General features: G+C 58.5%; 12 protein-coding genes and 1 pseudogene. 2 read left to right on the top strand and 11 right to left on the bottom strand.

Going from position 1 to position 17,693, the window contains the following annotated elements; translation table 11 throughout:
- Position 1 precedes the first annotated feature (1 nt).
- The 8 genes and pseudogenes from JY500_RS12650 to mblB form a co-directional block, all read right to left on the bottom strand.
- Positions 2-1,651 (bottom strand): hypothetical protein, encoded by a 1,650-nt coding sequence (locus JY500_RS12650; protein ID WP_246479616.1) that lies wholly within the window; start codon positions 1,649-1,651, stop codon positions 2-4.
- Between the two features lie 144 nt (positions 1,652-1,795).
- Positions 1,796-2,176 (bottom strand): annotated as a pseudogene (locus tag JY500_RS22425) (TniQ family protein); the annotation flags it as partial.
- Complete coding sequence (locus tag JY500_RS12645; RefSeq protein ID WP_206252864.1) at positions 2,176-3,189, bottom strand: TniB family NTP-binding protein; 1,014 nt, start codon at positions 3,187-3,189, stop codon at positions 2,176-2,178. The gene JY500_RS12645 and the pseudogene JY500_RS22425, both read right to left, overlap by 1 nt.
- A complete protein-coding gene (locus JY500_RS12640) occupies positions 3,182-4,966 on the bottom strand; it encodes a Mu transposase C-terminal domain-containing protein (protein ID WP_206252857.1) in 1,785 nt (594 codons plus the stop codon). Before JY500_RS12640 ends, JY500_RS12645 begins: the two co-directional genes overlap by 8 nt.
- A gap of 257 nt (positions 4,967-5,223) precedes the next feature.
- Positions 5,224-5,919: a TnsA endonuclease N-terminal domain-containing protein gene (locus tag JY500_RS12635; RefSeq protein ID WP_206252850.1), complete on the bottom strand. Its 696-nt coding sequence runs from the start codon at positions 5,917-5,919 to the stop codon at positions 5,224-5,226.
- A gap of 122 nt (positions 5,920-6,041) precedes the next feature.
- Positions 6,042-7,115, bottom strand: a complete 1,074-nt coding sequence (locus JY500_RS12630; RefSeq protein WP_206252847.1) for a patatin-like phospholipase family protein — start codon at positions 7,113-7,115, stop codon at positions 6,042-6,044.
- On the bottom strand, positions 7,112-9,439 hold the full coding sequence (gene cap2-3, locus JY500_RS12625) for an anti-phage 6A-MBL system cap2_3 protein (RefSeq protein ID WP_246479614.1): 2,328 nt from the start codon (positions 9,437-9,439) through the stop codon (positions 7,112-7,114). Before cap2-3 ends, JY500_RS12630 begins: the two co-directional genes overlap by 4 nt.
- On the bottom strand, positions 9,373-10,329 hold the full coding sequence (mblB, locus tag JY500_RS12620) for an anti-phage 6A-MBL system MBL-fold protein (protein ID WP_484549505.1): 957 nt from the start codon (positions 10,327-10,329) through the stop codon (positions 9,373-9,375). The genes cap2-3 and mblB overlap by 67 nt, the downstream gene beginning before the upstream one ends.
- Here mblB and JY500_RS12615 point away from each other — a divergent pair.
- Positions 10,222-11,415, top strand: a complete 1,194-nt coding sequence (locus tag JY500_RS12615; protein WP_206252839.1) for a M48 family metallopeptidase — start codon at positions 10,222-10,224, stop codon at positions 11,413-11,415. The two genes, mblB and JY500_RS12615, sit on opposite strands and share 108 nt — an antisense overlap.
- A gap of 197 nt (positions 11,416-11,612) precedes the next feature.
- On the top strand, positions 11,613-11,999 hold the full coding sequence (locus JY500_RS12610; protein ID WP_206252831.1) for an antitoxin Xre/MbcA/ParS toxin-binding domain-containing protein: 387 nt from the start codon (positions 11,613-11,615) through the stop codon (positions 11,997-11,999).
- 545 nt (positions 12,000-12,544) lie between these two features.
- Here JY500_RS12610 and JY500_RS12605 read toward each other — a convergent pair.
- From JY500_RS12605 to JY500_RS12595, 3 genes are read right to left on the bottom strand one after another with little or no spacing between them, the layout of a single operon-like run.
- Entirely contained in the window at positions 12,545-13,525 is a 981-nt protein-coding gene (locus JY500_RS12605) for a hypothetical protein (RefSeq protein WP_206252829.1), read from the bottom strand.
- Positions 13,522-14,775, bottom strand: coding sequence for a tetratricopeptide repeat protein (locus JY500_RS12600; RefSeq protein WP_206252827.1), 1,254 nt, complete (start codon positions 14,773-14,775; stop codon positions 13,522-13,524). The genes JY500_RS12605 and JY500_RS12600 overlap by 4 nt, the downstream gene beginning before the upstream one ends.
- Positions 14,772-17,540: a CHAT domain-containing protein gene (locus tag JY500_RS12595; protein ID WP_206252825.1), complete on the bottom strand. Its 2,769-nt coding sequence runs from the start codon at positions 17,538-17,540 to the stop codon at positions 14,772-14,774. Before JY500_RS12595 ends, JY500_RS12600 begins: the two co-directional genes overlap by 4 nt.
- Positions 17,541-17,693: the final 153 nt, after the last annotated feature.

Here is a 17,693-nt window from a genome sequence, read left to right as displayed (position 1 = left end):
ATCAAAGAGTAGATTGTTGGGACGAAAACGTGTTGAGAAGGGAAACTACTTCAGCGTTGACGTAGAGCACGTTCCGATTGAATCCGCAGGCTCGGGCGATCGCAAGTTTGTTTGGTTTTCCGGCACGGAGAGGGAGTTGTTCTCGACGCGTCTGCAGCTCCTCCAGGTAGCGCTGCAGTGCAACTAATGGTGTGCTTGGCATGGACGCTTGGGCGACGAAGTTATCGAGGAGCTCGAGTGCTTCGTTGTTGTCGTAAAGCACGTTCCGGCTGAAACCACAAGTTCTGGCGATCGCCACTTTATTAGGCCTCCCCGCGCGGACTGGAAGCGGTTCCTTACGGTTCGTCAGCTCACTCAAATAGCTCTTGAGGATAGCGACTACTGAATGGCGAGTGTGAGACGCAACTAATTGCGCCTGTTTTCTATTCGGATAAAGGGTGGCTGTAACAAGCAACAGTTCTAGGCTTGAACGCTGTATGAACGGCACCTCGCTCCCAGTCGGCCTTGGCGTCAAAAGCATGGGAATTCCCGCTTTGGAGCAGAGCGACTTTAGCCGACGTGAGTTGGTCGCATTCTCTTTTGCAATCTTCGAAAGGGGGATGTATTTCTGTAGAAAACCCTCGAATGATGCTCGAGTAATGCGCGTTCCTTCTCTTGCGGAGCGTGCAGTTAGATAGCCGTTTGATACCAGAATTGGTATGGCTTGCAGATCGCACCCGAGGGTTTGAGCTGCCTGTTGCTGAGTCAGTGTTCCGCCCGCTGCATGCGTGCGACTTGACGCTACAAAAGCGGATACATCCCGAATTCTAAAAAGGATGTCATTCGTCGAGTTGCCTACCCTGCCGATAGAGGCAAGGCTGCCCGAAAGATAGGCCATGACAAGCGCGGCCTTCTGCTTTGAATCGTGCATACGGTATTTGCCCAAGGCGTGGCTCATGCTGACCGTAGCCGTTGTTCCCACTCTAGACGGGTGTATGCGTGGAGATGATTTAAGCAATCGTGAATAAAATAGATCTAATTCGGCCAGTTGATATCCACTCTTTGGACCGGTGCGATACTTTTGTGCAAAGTGACTCGTAGCTTGAAGCGCTGCTAAGACGCTCACTGGTAGACCGAGATAAGCAGCTGCATCCCGTTTTTGGAGTTTGTGATTGGGCGTTGCATGCGATAGGGGCTCCGCGCGCAGGCCAACATCGGCGCTCTCGAGTTCTTCACTCAAATGGAAGCGCCGCTGTGCTTCCGCATGGAGCTTTCTGCGTGAATGGATGCTCTTGCCACGCGAGTGCTGGCTATGTTGAGTGAGTTCCTGTTGCAGCCAGGCGAAGCTTTCACGGATCTCCTTTCTGAAGAAGGAGGCGGAAAGCTGTTTTGAACGAATCAGATGCGACATAGGGTCGTCGCGATGTAACTCCTCAGCCTTGGCCAGAAACCTGTGCAATCCCTTGGGCCAGTCAGAGAGAGCTTCTGCGAGAAGTTCGACCACGTCGATTGGGCGCTCGCATGTGCTTGTTCCGTGGAGGTGTAACAAGGTTGGCAATTTTGTTATCAACGCACGCAGAGGCATAGCCATCAGACTTTCTATTGGCAACTGGCGAATAACGGAAGCCTGGTCGAGGGGGCCGGAATGTAACTTTGCTGCGATAACTTTCATCAAATCAGTTACGGCGGCGGGGACCGGCACGGGCGCAGCATCTTCCAGCGAGGCGCCACATCTACAAGTTAATAGGCCAGGACGAAAGAACCTTAGAATTTCCCCGCATGTCGGACAATTTGTAATGACGGCTCGCTTATGTACCGGGCAGGCAACCGCCAGCTTAAGATCATAGAATGCGTCAATGTAGCCGTTTGCTCTGACACATTCAGGGCATAAGGCAGGAGTAGCAAGCCGGAGAATAGGTTGGTTAATGCTCGAACCTAGTCCGTGCCCGAGTATTTTGTATTCATCGGGATAGTGGCCTGGATGCCTATAGGAAATATGACTAAGAGATTCGGCGCTCACCCCCAGAATTTTGCAAACTTTGCTGACGGGAAAGCTTACCTTGGTCATTTCTGATTGGCATATTCCCGCTAACTTCAAAATACGCCAAGGCGTGTCGTATCCGTTGGATTCTGATACACGAAGCAAATAGCCCAGGAAGCTCTCCGTGTCGGCTGGCTTGGGAGTGCGGACCAACATTAGGTTGCGCTCAAGATCTGCCGAACAGTGAACCCTTCGTTTCTTTCGGGTGGCCTGGTTCTAGTACTTGGTTGTGGCTCCTTGGGCACTCCCATCCTTTGAACGCGGGCAACTATATCCTCCGTAGGTGCGTGGGAAAACGCCTTGGTGAAGGGGTTTGGAATTCCACGTGGCCCGGATTTAGCCCAAACAGCCTCATCATGTGCTTGAGCTAGATCCTGAAGGCTAATAGAGTTCTTTTTGGCATCCAATGCATTCCAGACCATCTGCCGAAGGAACTTAGACAGATATCCCATCAGGCCGCCAGTACCGCAATAGCAGCGGAATGCCATTTCTTCGCCATCCAGAATCGGTAGATCGAAGTGGCGGCTTAGCGAGTCATGGAAAGCGCCCAGAATTGCGATGAATTCCTCGCGATGATCATGACGAAGCCAGTCAAATCGAGGCAGATAGACTGGAGAAAGGAATCGACCATCGAGTTGTTCATTCTGCTCTAGCACCGCTTGGCAAGTGGGTAGGCCGGCGACGACAAGCGCGATGCGGCTGTCGTCGACTAGGATCTTCAGCCAGTCGGCCACATGGTGCATCACCTTATGAGACCCCTTGTCAACAAAGTGCTGGAACTCGTCGATCATTACCATTCGGGTCCCGCAATTACGCATCAAGGTCTGCAGCCGACTTGTCTTGGCGTTCTCCGTTCCCTGATCAAAGATTGGATCCTTCATGGCCCTCAGCATGAGTTCGGCCAAACTCTTTACAGTAGGTTTAGATGGAGTCTTTACGCGCAGGATTGGCATGTTTAGGCCGAAATCATCGCGCGAGCTCGAGTGCCTATCGTTGCACTCCTCCAGTGCGCGGCTCTTGCCGGTTCGTGACTCGCCGACTAGAGCGATACAAGTCGGTTCACTTGCGTTTTCCGAGTAGGCAAAGCATTGCTCAAGGCGGCGGGTGGCCTCTTCAAAAGCGTGGTGTGGAATCAAAGTGTTTTCGACGATGAATCTCGGATTAGTCATGATTCGTATTCACGCGGTCAGATTGTTCGGCGGCGATCTCGGAATGTGTGCGTTCACGGAATAGTGGTGTAATACGACGTGAACGTGGCGCCGGCTTGTCCTCGGCTATGTCGAAACTTGTCAAGGGTATTGCCGCATCCGGGGCCATCGGTGATGGATTTGCAAAATCCGAGCCATTTGCGTTAGCATCATTAGACAGTAGCGAGCCGGAAGCCTCCACTGAAGCGTCATTGTTTCTATATCGGGCAATCTTTGCGCGAGTGCGCTGCTTCCTGTGCATGAAATCTCTATCGATAAGCTCCCGAATTCGTTCTTTGGCTTCGAGCCAGCCTCTAGGGCTGTAGTTCTTCATCTCTCGGGCGGCAAACTGTTTGCAAACTCTGTGCTGCCACTCTGAGAGGCCATTGGCGTATTCAAATTGCAGAGCCGGAGCCTTGATGGGCTCTTGTGTTTTTGGGGAGAGGACAACGATGTGGCCTAAGTTGGAGGTGTCTATTCGTACCTCTACGTCTAGCTTGTCTCCCAACTTGCGCCGAAGTGCTGTCAACTCTGGGGAGTTGTAGTGCAGCCCATAGACTTCGATTCCCTTGTGGGAGAGGACGCGTTTTTCACTGCGGCCAAGGATGAAACCCAAATGGGTTGGGTCGTCTGGAATCAGAATGTCCTCCGGCCTAATGCTTCTGGCCCACATAACATCCGGCGGCACGCCTAGAGAACGGTGCACCTTCTGGTGATAGACATCTGTCACCCAAGTGTTGGCGATCTCTTTTAGCGTGTCATATCTAACAACCGCGAATTTATCGGGGCTGTAGTCTTCCTTGTCAAAAATGTTGCTGAATGTGCTGCCAGGTGTTCCGTGTGCGATTGAACGGTTGAGGGTGCCTAGAAAGCGTTCGACCTTACCCTTAAACCACGGAGTCTTTCGGGCAGAGTAGTGAATTTCAATGCCCAGGGAGTAACAGGCATTCTCCAGGCTGGTGCTATGAAACTCTGGACCATTGTCGACGACTAGTTCGCGCATTACTCCATGAGCCTGCCACTGGTTCCGAATCGCCGGGTACTTTTCTTTTAATTCTGTCTTGGGCATGAAGGCATGAATTAAGCAGCGCGACACCGTGAAATGGCTCGGGGGTTCAAAGCTAATATATAGCCCGAGCAGGCAACGAGTGTGGTCGTCGATGCAGGCTGTAATGTAAGGGCGTCCAAGCGGCAGGCCGCTTTCATCGTCAATGACCATGAGGTCCAGAGGCGTGTGATCAATTTCGGCGCGCTCTAGGGGAGTAGATGTAATGCGATGTCTCAATAACGACCTAAAACGCTTTACTGCCGCACTGCGGCCATGGCGAGCAGCATAGCGATCGAATGCCGGAATGGCCTCTGTTCGGGAAGTGATGAGTCGGCGGGTAGGAAGGGGAAGTTGAGCCGACTGCGGACGCAATCGGTTTTCCGTGGCTACCAGCGTGGTTGCGTAGTCCAGTGTCTCTTGGATCGTATGGCGCTCAAGTTGCAAGTAACGATTCTCGATAGCTTTATCGACTAGCTCGACGACTTCTACAGGATACCGACTGGTTCTGTTTCCCTTGTTTTTCGTGTTGTCTACCAGGGCAAGTATGTCGTCGCCAGAATTTAAGTAGCGATTCTTCCAGCGGAAAACGGTTGTCCAATGGGGAGGTGCTTTTGGTGCTTGCAATGCTTCCCAAGTCTTTATAATTGCGGGGGTGTAGGCCTCTTTCGTATTGGGAAGATCGACAACGGATTTGACGTAGAGTCGGCGCACCTTGGCCGCATCCAGAGCCTCGTTCGGGGTGTTAAATAGGTTTTTTCTGGTTGTCCGGTTGAGGGTCTGAGTCTCCCGACGAAAGTGAGTTGGCCGGCTACATACAACCCTCTCAGTTGGGAATCACTGTACTCAATGATTCGTTTCGTGCGGTCATCTTCGACCTGCCAGTCCGATTCGGAGACTTTCCTCAACAGGGTGGCCTGCCTGCCGTCGATTTTTATCGCCGCACCTTGTTGAAATGAAGATGTGCTCATTTATTTCCGCTTTTTCTGTTCGGAGTTCCAGAAGTTTGTTTCAGGTCCGAGCCTCTGCTCGGTATCGAATGTGACGCTTCCTTCCAAGAAGGACCTGCAAAGCAGGCGTGATCTGTTCGAGCCAAGCTCATCCAGAGCTGATGCCCAAGTGATTCTCTTGCCCCGTTGAAATAGTTGGCGAAGCTGCTCCTGCTCAAGCAGGCTGATCTGCTGCCTGCCATGCTTGAGAAGCGTAAGTGCGTTGGATAGGTGCGGCTCTCTTGTTAGATCCTCACCAATTACCATTCGGTATGCGAATCCTTTACGAGGAAGTTCGCGTTCCAGTAGCCTCGTCCTAGCAACGACCTCGGGGTTCATCGCTTCGCTTGCAGGCTTAATTTCCCAGAGTTCGCGAGTCGCACTGAACTCAACCAATACATCGGGATAGTGCCGATGCTCCTCACCGTTCAGGATAAAATGGATGACTAGCGGCTGTTCATGAAATCGTAGGACTTCCGGGTCGGCATCCAATATGCGATATGCATTCAACTCGTGTGGTGATTCCCAGTGGACCATCCTCCCCATCTTCCATGAGGGGTATTTACCCGTAGGCTGGGCCTTCGATCGACTAATCACCTTGCGGGCGCGGTGACTTCCATCTTTTGGGTATTCGATAGTCAGAATCTTGTTGCGGGATTGGCTGGTAGTTTTATTCATTGGGAATTGCCGATGATTGTCATTTGCCCGCATATTGGTATTTCACACAATCCCCGCCTCCGTTTGCGCATCAATTGCGCCTCTGATTAGGGCGTAATCGCGGCCATCGCTCGAAACACGAACTACAAGAGTCCATACTCAGCCCGAACGTGCTCTGCAACGGCGGCACCATGCGCAGCAAGCTTGTCAAACTCGGTATAACTAAGGCGGCGGAGTGTTGTTGGAAACGACGTAGCAAATTTCGTTAATTGGCTATCGCTCCTCGCCATAAGTGGGGTGTTGATGTTCAGGTAGGCGCCGGAAGATGGCGTCTGCTGCAGGTAATTCACTAGCGTGCGAACACGCAGCGATCGTGACTGATCTGACATGATGTCCGCAACGCGCATCAGCCGGACAGCATTCAGCGGGCCCATGTCAAAACCCGATGCAAGCGGAGCTCCGGCATCGGAGCAGATGATGTAGCACCCCTCCTGCTTTGGCTTTTGCCGGCCTGCGTCAAAGAGCGGCTCCAAACCCAGGTTGTCATACACGCCACCATCGTATAGATGCAGCCGACTGAATGCTGGGGCTATTTGCTCGGCAGATTCCGGGGGAGCGTCCCATGGGCGTTTGCGCCATTCGTATCTTTCAGCTTCCAAAGCTAGTGGCCCAAAGCCCCCGGGGAATGCAGCAGAAACTGCCAGAGCGCTCGCCAGCGGAAAGTTCGCTGCCGAAGCGTAGCCCAAGGTGTATTCACCGATGTCCAGGCGCTTAAAGCGGAACCGTTTCCCGCTCTCAGCAGTGGTGCCATTGATTGACCATTCCGGTCCCTCGTGCAGATCGGTGAGGGTGGATGTGACCTGCCATTCTTTCTGAAGCGCGAGCGCCAACAAATTCGACCGTGAAAGTAGAAACCGCCAGTTGCACGGGTTGAACAGTTGCCGTGCCGCGCCCCATTGAAGGCTGCGTGTGCACAGCGCCTCTCGCAGAGCAGGCAGCGAATGCGTCAGAAACTGCTCTGAAGTCGGCCAGCGCATTTGGTTCTGCTGGAGCATTAAGCCGACAAGCAGGCTTCCCCCTGAAACCGTGGAGATTCTCTCTACGGACTCCAGCAGACCTCGCTCGGCTAAGTGCTTAAGGACCCCCAGGTGAAACACCATGGCCCTGATTCCGCCGCCAGAGAGAGCCAATGCGATTGATTTTGCGGAAGACGTCATGCTTTTACCATCCCTTGCAGAATTCGAATATCTCCCTCTCCCACAATAAGCTGAAGCGCGGGGAGTCCATCGCCGTGCATGCCCAGGCTGATTTCCACCAGCTGAACTATGTCGTCTCGACTTGGTGTGGCTGAGTGCCCGGGAGGATGGCTGTGCCATTCGCCGACGTAACCAACGACGCCAGCGGTTCGTGTCGAAGCTTCTTGGACAGCCTGTAGCAAACCTGCGGTGCCACGCTCAAAGGAGCTGCGATTTGCGTAGCTGTCAGCTGGTGCGGGCAGAGCATCGACCAGCACAATCGCCCCGACATTGAAGTCGTGATAACCCAGCAACACCCCGCCAGTTTCATTCGGCAGTGCGGAATGCCGAAGAGCCTGCAAATGCTTCGAAAGCCCTTCGTCATAGAAGACGGACAGCTCACCAAAACTGAGGCAGCATTCGGCTACGGGCTCAACGTCGTACACAGCGACGCCTCCGTTATCGGGGTCGCGATCCCAGATACGAACACAGGCCTTCTCCGATTGGGCCTGCCGCATCACTTGCTCGGCCAGCGTGCTGGCGTGGGCGGCAATGCGCGAGTACGGCATGGCTACCGAGATATCCCTGCAACTTGCCCCGCTCCAGTAGGTTCCGAGATTGCCTTCCAGGTGTTTCGCGCCCCAGTGGTGGCGAATCAGTGCTCGGTAGTATTGAGCTTCTAGTGTGCGCAGGCGCATTGATCGCGCCAGATCCTCCAACATCAAGACAGCCCCGTTTCCGTTGGGTGTCACAAATACCGTAACGTGTCGCGGAAGGTTGTCGCGGAAGCTGGCCTGACGCGGGTACTCCAGAGCAGCAGAGGCATCCACCACCAGCTCAGTGGTAGTCAGAGCCTCCTGCACAGCATGGGCAGCAAGATCGCAAGCATCCCCTCTGACAGGCGCAACCTTTGCGGCCCCGTCGGTAGCGGCCTCGCTCAGCTCTGCCACAACATCGCATTTCAGTTCGCCAACATGATGCGCGAATGCGACGTGCCTGATCAGGTTGTGCGGTTTGACGTGATCCTTGTCGACGACTGACCAACGCCCCCAGCCGGCGCGAGACCACAAATTCAACATGGCGCTGCCTAGCGACCCAGCTCCAATCATTACACCGCACGGTCCTTCGTCATCAAGACTGGATTGTTTGCGCGCGGCCGAGGCGTCCGGGAAGTGCAGAACTTCCATAGGAAAAATGGGTTCTTTCTTCCATTCGGTAGCCGGTTCGCGCGCCAGAATGGATCCCTGAATTTCAGCGAAGTAACGCTTTTCATGCACATACAGGGCGCCGGCCTTCACACCCAACTCGCGCAAATTCCCCTCAATCAGGAAAGCGCGTCGAGCGATACGTTCTGCCAAGCCTCCGAGAGCCCGCACTACAGGGACATGCAAGATGATGATCACGAAGGGCACCGCGGTCTCGGCAGAAACCCCCTCAGGCCCAACGCCATTGCTCAACGCTGTAATAAGGTGCGGCAGCAAATTAACTTCCCGCTGGCTCAGAAGGTCGGCCAAATCACCCAGGGTCATGGGGTCACGCTCAACAAAACCTTGCACCACTGGTGGCAGCGTCAGGTCGATGTGCGATGCGAGGGTCGTCGGTGCGTTGCCGCCATCCCTGGCAGGCCTTAAGAATACGGTTCCCCCACCGTCCGGCCTTGCAGGCCCCCGAACGACGGCCATTTTTACGCCGGCATTCCGAAGCGCATCGACGTTCCCCGGCAAAACAAGCTCGAACTTGGAGGCGAAGAAAAGATGCTCCACAGGCTGGTCAGCCGGATGCAGTTCGCCCTTGGCGCTTTGCTCCAGCCACCACTGAATGCGGCGCAGAAATCGCTGTGGCGTCCACGTCCGTAGCACGGTTGGTGTCGGCTCGAAGTAGAGGCACAGGCTCGCAACCCCATCGCGCGTGCCGTTGTTCTGATGTATCAAAACAGGAAACGATTTGCGCAGCGCCAACACTTCGACCTGTGCTTTATTGTCTTCCGGCACACAAAGGGCAAGGCGCTCTCGGTATTGAATACCCGCCGGGTTCCTGGACGGAACTCCGTCGCACTCAACGTCCACGACCAAGGCTTCCAAGCGTCCAACGCCCGGCATGTCACGCGACAGCAATTGCACCAGCGCATAGTCGGCTGCGTCACGCACAGCAGCAACCAGGGCTTGAGCGCGACGCAGGGTGAGCAAATCGGGGCGAGCGACCTCCCCGAATTCAGCAAGCTCGTGGAACTCTTCAGCCATCATCCGGCTCGCGACGGGCGGCTGGTGATGATGGCGGGCGCTCCAACCGGTGCCGCCTTCGTCCATGACACGCCATTGGCGGTTACATCGAACACCAGGGGTTCCGGTTTGGTGGCGTTGGGTTCCTCCATCGTCACCAGGAACTTGCGGCCACCAACTTCCTTCAGGTATCGCTCATAGGCCTTGCGAGCCTGGATGTGGGGAGGCTGAATCTGGTCGTAAGACTCCTTCGCATCAACGACCGGCTTGCTGCAACTGACGATGTACGCATCACGCTTGCCAGCCCGCAGCACCTCCTTGACCCTCGGTTTGGGCTCGGTCTCCTTCTCGCCCTTTTCATCGCTGAGCGACAGATAGCTGCAGTGATGGGGAATGTTGATCAAGTCCCAGGCCAGGCGGTCGTCGTTCTTGTGGTACTTCGTGATGCGTACGATTTCCTCAAGGTCTTCCCAGTGCGCATCACCGATCTCAAGGTAGTCAAACGTCTCGGCACCAGCCTGAAGGCGCACGTTGAATACCAGAGCGGCAGAGTTCCGGATGATGTCGCCGTCCTCGCAGTGCTCGATGAATGGCGAGTGGCAAAAAAACTCGGCACCGTCAGCCGCCAGGCTGAATCCGGGCACGAGCGTTCCTGCATCGACGAACAGATGGTCACGAGCACTTGCAGCCTCTCCGCGCTCCTTGAGCTTCGGAACCAGCCAATCCATCAGGGCTTGCGGCTTTGAAAAGACCAGAATGTCCTTGCCTTCGAGCAGGCGGTGACGGGCTTCCTGCCGCAGGATGACGAACTCCTCGCTCTGCTTGTCGTTAGCCGCACTCTCCAGAACCATCGCTGCAGGCACCCAGAGTTGCTCGATCTTGATCCGCTCGTCACTTTGGTACTTGGCGGCATGTTGCAGCTCGAAGAACTCGGTGCTGCCCTGAATGTGGTCAGCGTCAGCATGCGTGAACGCCACTACATCGAAGTAGTCGCGCCCAGCCGCATCAAGCTCAAAAGCTTCTCTGAGGAACTCATCGCCCGCTACAAAAATGACCTTCGCTTCTTTACAGAGCTGCGCCAGACAGCACGGCGCGATGCCATGGAGACGGTGGACTACAGCATCTACGAGGAACAGATCCGCAAGCTGGTCGATAAACAGGTCATCGGTACCGAAGTGCGTGAGCCCGAGGGTGTCTATCTGGTTCACCAGTTGGGGCAGCCCGAGGAGCCAAAGGACTGGTCCGACGAAAAAACACGCAACGAGACGGACATGATCCGCACCCGCGTGCGCAAGACAATCGAGCAAGAACTTGCCGACGACCCCTATGCGCAGAAAGTGTTCGGAGAACTCCTGCGGCAGGCAATCGCCGAAGCAGAAGCAATGTTCGATCATCCGCTCAAACAGTACGCACTGTTCAAATCCTTCGAGGAGAAGCTGGATTCGCGCGCAACGCCAGGCGTGCCGGATGCGCTGGCGGATAAGCCGCATGCCAAAGCCTACTTCGGGGCGATACGCCTGGTGTTGGGCGACGACGCCTTTGCTGCACTGAGCGAAGAGTCCGTTGAAAGCTACGTTAGCGGCGAGTCCTTGCACTACTTGGGACGACGCTACCGCCTGAAGGTGATCGTCACTCCTGAAGCCTTGGCGGAGGTTCGTATGCGCGGAGCATTCATAACCGCAGTGGTGCCAACGCACGACCCAGCGATGATCAGATCAGCTCTCGATGCGTGGTACCGGCAACGTGCCCGTGAGGTGTTCGCGCAACGCTTGCCTGTAATTGCCGAGCCTTTGAGATGGGTTCGTGAACTGCCGTTTGTACGGCTGCAGTTCATGAAGCGCCAATGGGGAAGCTGTTCACCTTCAGGGCGTATCACATTGAACCCATGCTTGGTCAAGGCGCCGCGTGAGGCCATTGACTATGTGCTGCTACACGAGATGTGCCACTTAGAGCACCACAATCACAGCCCGGCCTTTTACTCGATGCTGGACAGGCATATGCCAGATTGGCGAAAGATCAAAGAGCGGCTGGATGAGCGCGCAGAAGCTTACCTGCGTCGCTGAGACCGGCGACATTGTTCTCAATAGCTGCTGTGCCATGAACAGCATTCATCTTGAACAGATTGCGCCACTCGAGCGTGAGCGCCTCAAGCAGCGGATGGCCTGGCAGGGCTTATATTCTTATCTGCGTTTCTTAGTCGTCGGAAGGACGGCGTTTAATCGTGTGGCACTCGATTTGCATTTGCACGACAGGAGGGGCAATGGAAGAAGACTTCGGTCAAATCTCCGCCACTGCGGATCAGGGCCGCGCGCTCACGAGGGCCTTGTTTGAAGCCGCAGTGCGGCTCGGGATCTCCTGCACTGAACTCGGCTCCGTAATCGGCATGAGCGCTGTAACGATTACGCGGATGGAACGGCACGGTAGCGGACTGCGAGTCGGAACCAAACCGTGGGATACCTCCGTTCAAGTGGTGCAGATGTACTGTTCCCTTGTGGCGCTTGTTGGTGACCAGGACGGTGCCGCTCGATCGTGGTTCGATGCTCCGGTCACAAGTTTCGGCGGCCAATCCCCGCGCCAGATGATCCAAAGAGACGGTGGTCTAGTTGAGGTCCTCGATTACTTGGATACTTATCTCACTCGCAGCTAACCGCTGTTACGGATAGGGATTGCGAACGCCCGTTATTGAATTTCGGTTGCTCCGACACCGAGCGCCAACAGTAGTAGTGCCGCAGCAGCGATCACCACATCGAAGAATCTGTGCGGCATCTTCTCGGCCTTAGCCGACATTCACGTAATCGTGTTCCGTGACCACGCGAACGTCGGCTTTGAAATCTCGTGGGCGCGAGGATCCGACCCACAAGAGTCGTCCGTTATTCTGAGCTCGTTGCCGCAAAGCCGCCGTTCGGACCCGCAGGTAGGCCCCGTTGGAAGCGCCGCACAAGAGGGCAAACATCGGCGGGCGGCCCCAACGGGCGCCGGTTGACGCCCCGCTCGCTATCAGCGCCACCGCTTTGAGCAGACCACTCTGTACCGCCTGATGCAGCAGCATGTGGCCAGCGTTGTCGCCCACTCAGAAGCACGGACACTGCGCGGGTCGGACCACAACGCCTGACGCAGCGCGCCATTCACGGCAGCCGGGATCCCACGGTCTCGACCGGTCGGCCGCCAGTTCGGCCAGGGGCTGCCCCGCGCTCAGCGGCCCCCTGCGATGCGTCTCTCAATTACGTTGGCGTCTGCTGTTCGGTTCTGCTTCCGATATATCTCCACGAGGAGCGTGCCCGATTCCTCGGCGGTATATTCGTCGCCATTGGTGGTTGCTGCGGTATAGGCGCGCTCGAGGATAGGCAGGGCGCATGAGAGGCATCCGGTGCGTCGCCACGCGGTTCCGAGCAGTGACAGCGTCGCTGCGGTTGCGGTCGCGGACGTCGCGGCGGGCTCGAGCAGTTCGATCGTATCAGCGTTCAACCCGGCGAGCAGGCGCGCCCGCGCGCCCAAGTGCAACCGGTCCAGTGGCCGCAACCCCTCCCGGGCATCCAAGTCCTTGAAGAGTTGCGATGTAGCCTGCGCCTCGACATCTGAGAGCACCCTGAAGCCCGAGTTGAGGGAACCCGAGGCGATGTCTTGATCGGCATCCGGGTCCAAGACGAGCACGCGATACGCACGTCCTCGAGCAAGCGGCGGTGCGTCCGCTGGGTACGCCAGCTTGCCGGTGTCATGGACTAGGCGTTCCCAGCGAATGTCGCCTCCGCGGACGACGACACGAACCTGCCGGGTCGCGTTCAACTTGGTCCAGCGGATGGACGGTCGAGTATCGAGCACCTGCGTGCCTGCCGGCATCAGCACCCGCGTTTCGGCCCTGGGGCTCGGCAGGTCCTTGCCATTCCAAGAGAAGACGAGGTTCCCCGCCGCCTTGCACGCGAACACCTGGACCGCATCGCGAATCGTGACTCGCTGCTCGTCCCCGCACACCACCTCGGCGAACGATCCGGGCAGCAGTCGCACGATATCGCCATCGTTGAGTTGTGCCCCGACCGGCAATGGCACCGGAGCCGCGGTCGCCGTTCGTTGAACCGAGGCCTGCCCTGCCACCGCTGAAACAACGCCGGCAGCAACAGCCGGCACAGAAAGATGAAGTCCCGCCAGGAGGCAAGCGCCGCACGCCACGAGTTTCATGGTTTGGCCTTCAGGAGTTGTTCGCGCGCGGTGGCGAGCCAGCGCGGATCGCTGACCTCGTCGTGGTCGGATGAGGAGAGGCATGGCGCCCAGGGCGTCACGTCTCCCGACGTGACTGAGCTCGACGCCAGCGCGAGCAAGCAGGAGGCACTCGGTGCGGACGCCCAGTGCTGCTTTTGGGCAAGCTGTAGGGCCGCCAGCGCGTCGAATTTCGCGAGGGCCGGCAACTTGAGCGAGAGGTAGGAGGCTCCGCGGTTCACCAGCAGGCGATACCGGGTTTCGTCTTCCTTGCCATACGCTTTGAGGGTGGGTTCCAGCAACGCCAAGGCGGACGTGGGGTCGTTCTTCTGCGCAAAGTACAGGCGCGCGAGGTTATTGTGCACGGAAGCCGGGGCCTCGGGGGAGGCAGCGGCAAGCCGGTATTCCGCGATCGCCTTGTCGGTGTCAGCCAGGCGTTCGAGCACCGATCCCAGCTGGTAGCGCAAGGACCACGAATCAGGGTCCAGTGACGACGCGCGGCGCCAGCTTTCCAAGGCGCTCGCGAGCCGTCCCTGCTTGAAATGGGCTTGTCCTTGGACCTGGTAGAACTCCGCGATGCGGGGCAGCGATGCACGCACGCCGATGGCGGTTGCCAGGACCACAATGGTCGTGGCAAGTGCGAGCTGGTGCCGGCGTCCAATTGCTTGCCTGGTCAGGGCGGCCAAGGACAGCAGCCACCGCCGGCCCCACTCGACGAATGCGGCCCCCCCCAAGAGCGCCACGAAGGCCTGGATCAAGATGGCGATGGCGCTAGTCCAGTCCGGTCCGCCCACCAGCCAGCGGTTAATCGTGTCCGAGGTTAACGTAAGCGCCAAGCCCCAGCATGCGGCGGTCACCAGCAGCCACAGCGGTTCGTTGGTCGTGCCCACCCAGACCGTCGGCGTCCACCACCATTGCTTAAGGTCGACGTCGCGCGCATCGCGCAATCGTTCGAACACCTTGGCAGAGTCGCCGGTCATGCGACCCAAGGCCGTCTTGGCGCGCTCGTCCAGTGCGGCGACCGGCTCGAGATCCACCTCGGGGTCCATCGGTTTCTCCTCCTGCAGGAGTTCGGCGAGCTGCGTGCGAGAGATGGCCAACGTCCACGCCGAGCCGGTGGTGACCGTGGACTCCACGGCGTCGACGGCGGCCGAATAGTCCTTCAACGCCTGGTCTCGGTCCGCCGCCGTCTTCTTGGCGGCGGGACGGCGCAGCGGGCGGTTGCGTTTCATAATGGTCCCGTGTAGGTGAAGGCAGCCCAGTAGAAGGGGTGCGGGTTGCGCTTCATGGCACGCTGCATGGCAGCGCGTAGCGCCAGTGGCGGGGCCATTCGGTTGGCGAGCGCCTCGTAGAAGTCGCCCATGAGCGAGGAAGTCGATGCATCGTCGACCAACCAGAGGCTGGCGATTACGGCGTCGGCTCCCGCTTGCAAGAAGGCGCTGGAAAGCGCCTGTACCGACTCGTCGGAGCGCACTCGGCCAATTCCACTTTCGCATGCGCTAAGGACGACGAGCGGTCGTGCGTTCAGCGGTGCGCGACGAATGTCGCTCACCGATAGCAACCCGTCTCCCAGGCCCGCGGGCATGAGGACGATGCGCGACAGGAGTGGATGGGCGGTGTCCGCGACCGCATGGGCCGCGATATGGATGACTGAGGCGCCAGGGGCAAGGGAGAAGTAGGTCTGCAAGCTGGCATCTAGGGCGACCCTCGAGTTCGGCAACTTGTCCGCGGCGTACCTGGCCTCGGCGTCGGCATGGGACAGCGCCGGCATCGTGGAGACCGCCGCGGCCGACAGGAACACACCCCGTGCGTCATGGACCGGGAGTCCTGCGGTGAGCAACTGCAGGGCGTGTCCTACGCCGAGGGCCTGGGTGACCAACCTTGTTTGGGCAACGTAGTCCTGCCCATCGTGCAAAGCGACGAAGGGGACCTGGTTGAGTTCGGCCGACGGCACGACGATCAGGTCCCGAGTGCCCACGCTGGGAATTGCAGGCTTGATGAGCACCGCGTAAAGCGCCTTCAGCTCCGGTGGCACAGCGCCGTCGTCCCAAGAGAACTCCCGGAAGGAGGTCACGAGGCCGGAGAGGACCGGCGGCTTGATTTCCAGAGGGATGGCCTTGATCGAACCATCGGTCACCGCGAAAAGGAGCCAGCTGTCCTCGGTCTTGTGGTACAGGAGCAGGGCCCGCGACGACCCCAGGGCACGCTGGACGGAAGATAGCAGGACCGGAAACCCGCTGTCCTTGCGCTGCTCAGCAGGCAAGGCCAGTTCGAGTTGCGCCACGGCCGCGTCGATCTCGCGCAGTGCGACGGCGACGGCCTGCTCCGCAGCGGGACCGGGCTCCTCCTCTTGGGACCTCATGGCCCTGAACACCCTGTCGCGCGCTCGCGCGAGCGCCTTCGAGTATCGGTCGCCTGCGGTGCGCAGTGCCGTGTCCGGACTGACACTGGCATCGCTGCGCACGCCGGCGGCGCGCACCTGCTCCGCGATGCTCAGCGCCCGCTTGTCGTCGCCGTCTGCAAGATAGTCCTGCAAGAGCGCGTTGTAAATCGGCCGCACGTGATCGTTCTCGTTGGCGCCGAGGAGCGACGACTGACGAACCGCCCGGTAACGCCACAGCAGGTCGACCGCGCGTTCGAGCACATCGCGCGCTTGCTGCTTCTTTCCTTGGTCCTGCAGGACGACCCCGAGCGAGCCCAACGCACGGGCATAGACCAGCGGTGCAGGCGTGGCTTGCAAGACCTGGACGGCTTGCTGCAGTAAGTCCACCGCTGCATCGGCGTCGCCTTCTCTCCACGCAAGGTCCGCCAAGGCGTTGAGCGTGAGTCCTTCGCCGACACGATCCTTGAGCACGAGCCGGCCCTCGAGCGCGCGCGTGAACGCTTCCCGCGCCTGCGCTGCACGCCCTTGCGACATGGCCAACAGCCCCATCGAATTGAGTGCCTGGGCGAGTTCGTTGACCATCCGCTGGTCAGCGAAGTAGCTGGCAGCCTCTTTCAACGGAGGCATGGCGGCGTCGAGCTGGCCTAACGCATAGAAAGAGCGGGCGCGCGCCATCTGGGTGCTGGCCCTGAGCCCTGCGTCCGGCGACCGTCGCTGCAAGTCGTCAAGTGCGGGTGCCAGCGCGAGGGCCTCTCGGTGGCGCTCCAGATCCTGGTAGGCCGTCATGAGAGAATACGTCGCCCAGTACTCCGTCACGTCGGAGCGGTTGGCGCGCGCCCAGTCGCGCAGTTCGAGCCAGCTGCGAATGGCTTCGGCGTAGCGCCCCGTGGTCGACTGCAGTCCGGCGAGGTTGTGCATCGCTTCGCCACGGGTGTTCGTCGCAGCGGCGCGCACGTTGGGCTCGGCCTGGTCGGACACCATCGCGGCGAGCCTCAGCGCGTCCTGGTATTGCGCGGCAGCGGCTTCCACGGTATCGGTGGCTTCCGCGAGCAGGCCACGCTTGATGGCGATCGTGGCGAGGACGGCGTTTCGAAGGTCTGCGTTGGGAATGGTGTTGGCGATCTGGCCGGACGTGTCCACCTCCAGGCGTGCGTCGGGATAGGCGCCCCTTCGATAGAAGGCGTTTCCCAGGTTGACGTGTGCCGTCGCTGCCTCGCTCGGGTGACGGCGCACATCGGTGTGCGAGATGGCATCCCGGAAGGCCGCCATCGCCGCGTCGAGGTTGCCCGGACCGCGAAACAGGATCGTCCCCGCAAAATTGGCGACGTTGCCCGCCACTTGGGGGTCACGCTGCACGTCGCGTCGCATGTATGCGGTGCACAGGCGCCCGAGTGCTGAATCGTTCTCACCACGGGAAGCGTCTTGCGTTGCCTGCAGCAGCAGGGCGGCCGACGCTACGTCTGCGTAGCTTGGCGCTTGTCCAACGCACCAGGTGGGTTCGGCGACGTGGGCCAGGGCTATGCTCAGGCTGCAGGCCGACACGCAGGCGGCGAGGATCGGCTGGATCCTCAGCGCCAGCCCCGCCGGCCGACGTCGGCACGCATTTGCTCGCATCTTTCCCTCCGCTGAGATGTGATGAGCGCCAGCCAGCGAGTTCTCCACGGTGGACAAAGCCCGCGACTTCTTGGTCGCCCGTTGAAAGGTTGGCCTTTAGCTGCGGATCGAAATGTGTCTTCATGGCGTCCGCCCAATTGACGAGGTGCCATG

This window comes from Niveibacterium microcysteis (assembly GCF_017161445.1).
GTDB classification, from domain to species: domain Bacteria; phylum Pseudomonadota; class Gammaproteobacteria; order Burkholderiales; family Rhodocyclaceae; genus Niveibacterium; species Niveibacterium microcysteis.
Note: the sequence above shows the minus strand (reverse complement) of the source record. Positions and strands in the feature narration are given on the sequence as shown.

What these genes read in the sequence shown, in the direction of transcription:
- JY500_RS12610 (WP_206252831.1), top strand. Translation starts at nt 11,613, where the DNA reads ATGGAAGAAGACTTCGGTCAAATCTCCGCCACTGCGGATCAGGGCCGC.
- JY500_RS12635 (WP_206252850.1), bottom strand. Translation starts at nt 5,919, where the DNA reads ATGAATAAAACTACCAGCCAATCCCGCAACAAGATTCTGACTATCGAA.
- JY500_RS12605 (WP_206252829.1), bottom strand. Translation starts at nt 13,525, where the DNA reads ATGAAACTCGTGGCGTGCGGCGCTTGCCTCCTGGCGGGACTTCATCTT.
- JY500_RS12630 (WP_206252847.1), bottom strand. Translation starts at nt 7,115, where the DNA reads ATGACGTCTTCCGCAAAATCAATCGCATTGGCTCTCTCTGGCGGCGGA.
- cap2-3 (WP_246479614.1), bottom strand. Translation starts at nt 9,439, where the DNA reads ATGGACGAAGGCGGCACCGGTTGGAGCGCCCGCCATCATCACCAGCCG.
- JY500_RS12650 (WP_246479616.1), bottom strand. Translation starts at nt 1,651, where the DNA reads ATGAAAGTTATCGCAGCAAAGTTACATTCCGGCCCCCTCGACCAGGCT.
- JY500_RS12595 (WP_206252825.1), bottom strand. Translation starts at nt 17,540, where the DNA reads ATGCGAGCAAATGCGTGCCGACGTCGGCCGGCGGGGCTGGCGCTGAGG.
- JY500_RS12600 (WP_206252827.1), bottom strand. Translation starts at nt 14,775, where the DNA reads ATGAAACGCAACCGCCCGCTGCGCCGTCCCGCCGCCAAGAAGACGGCG.
- JY500_RS12645 (WP_206252864.1), bottom strand. Translation starts at nt 3,189, where the DNA reads ATGACTAATCCGAGATTCATCGTCGAAAACACTTTGATTCCACACCAC.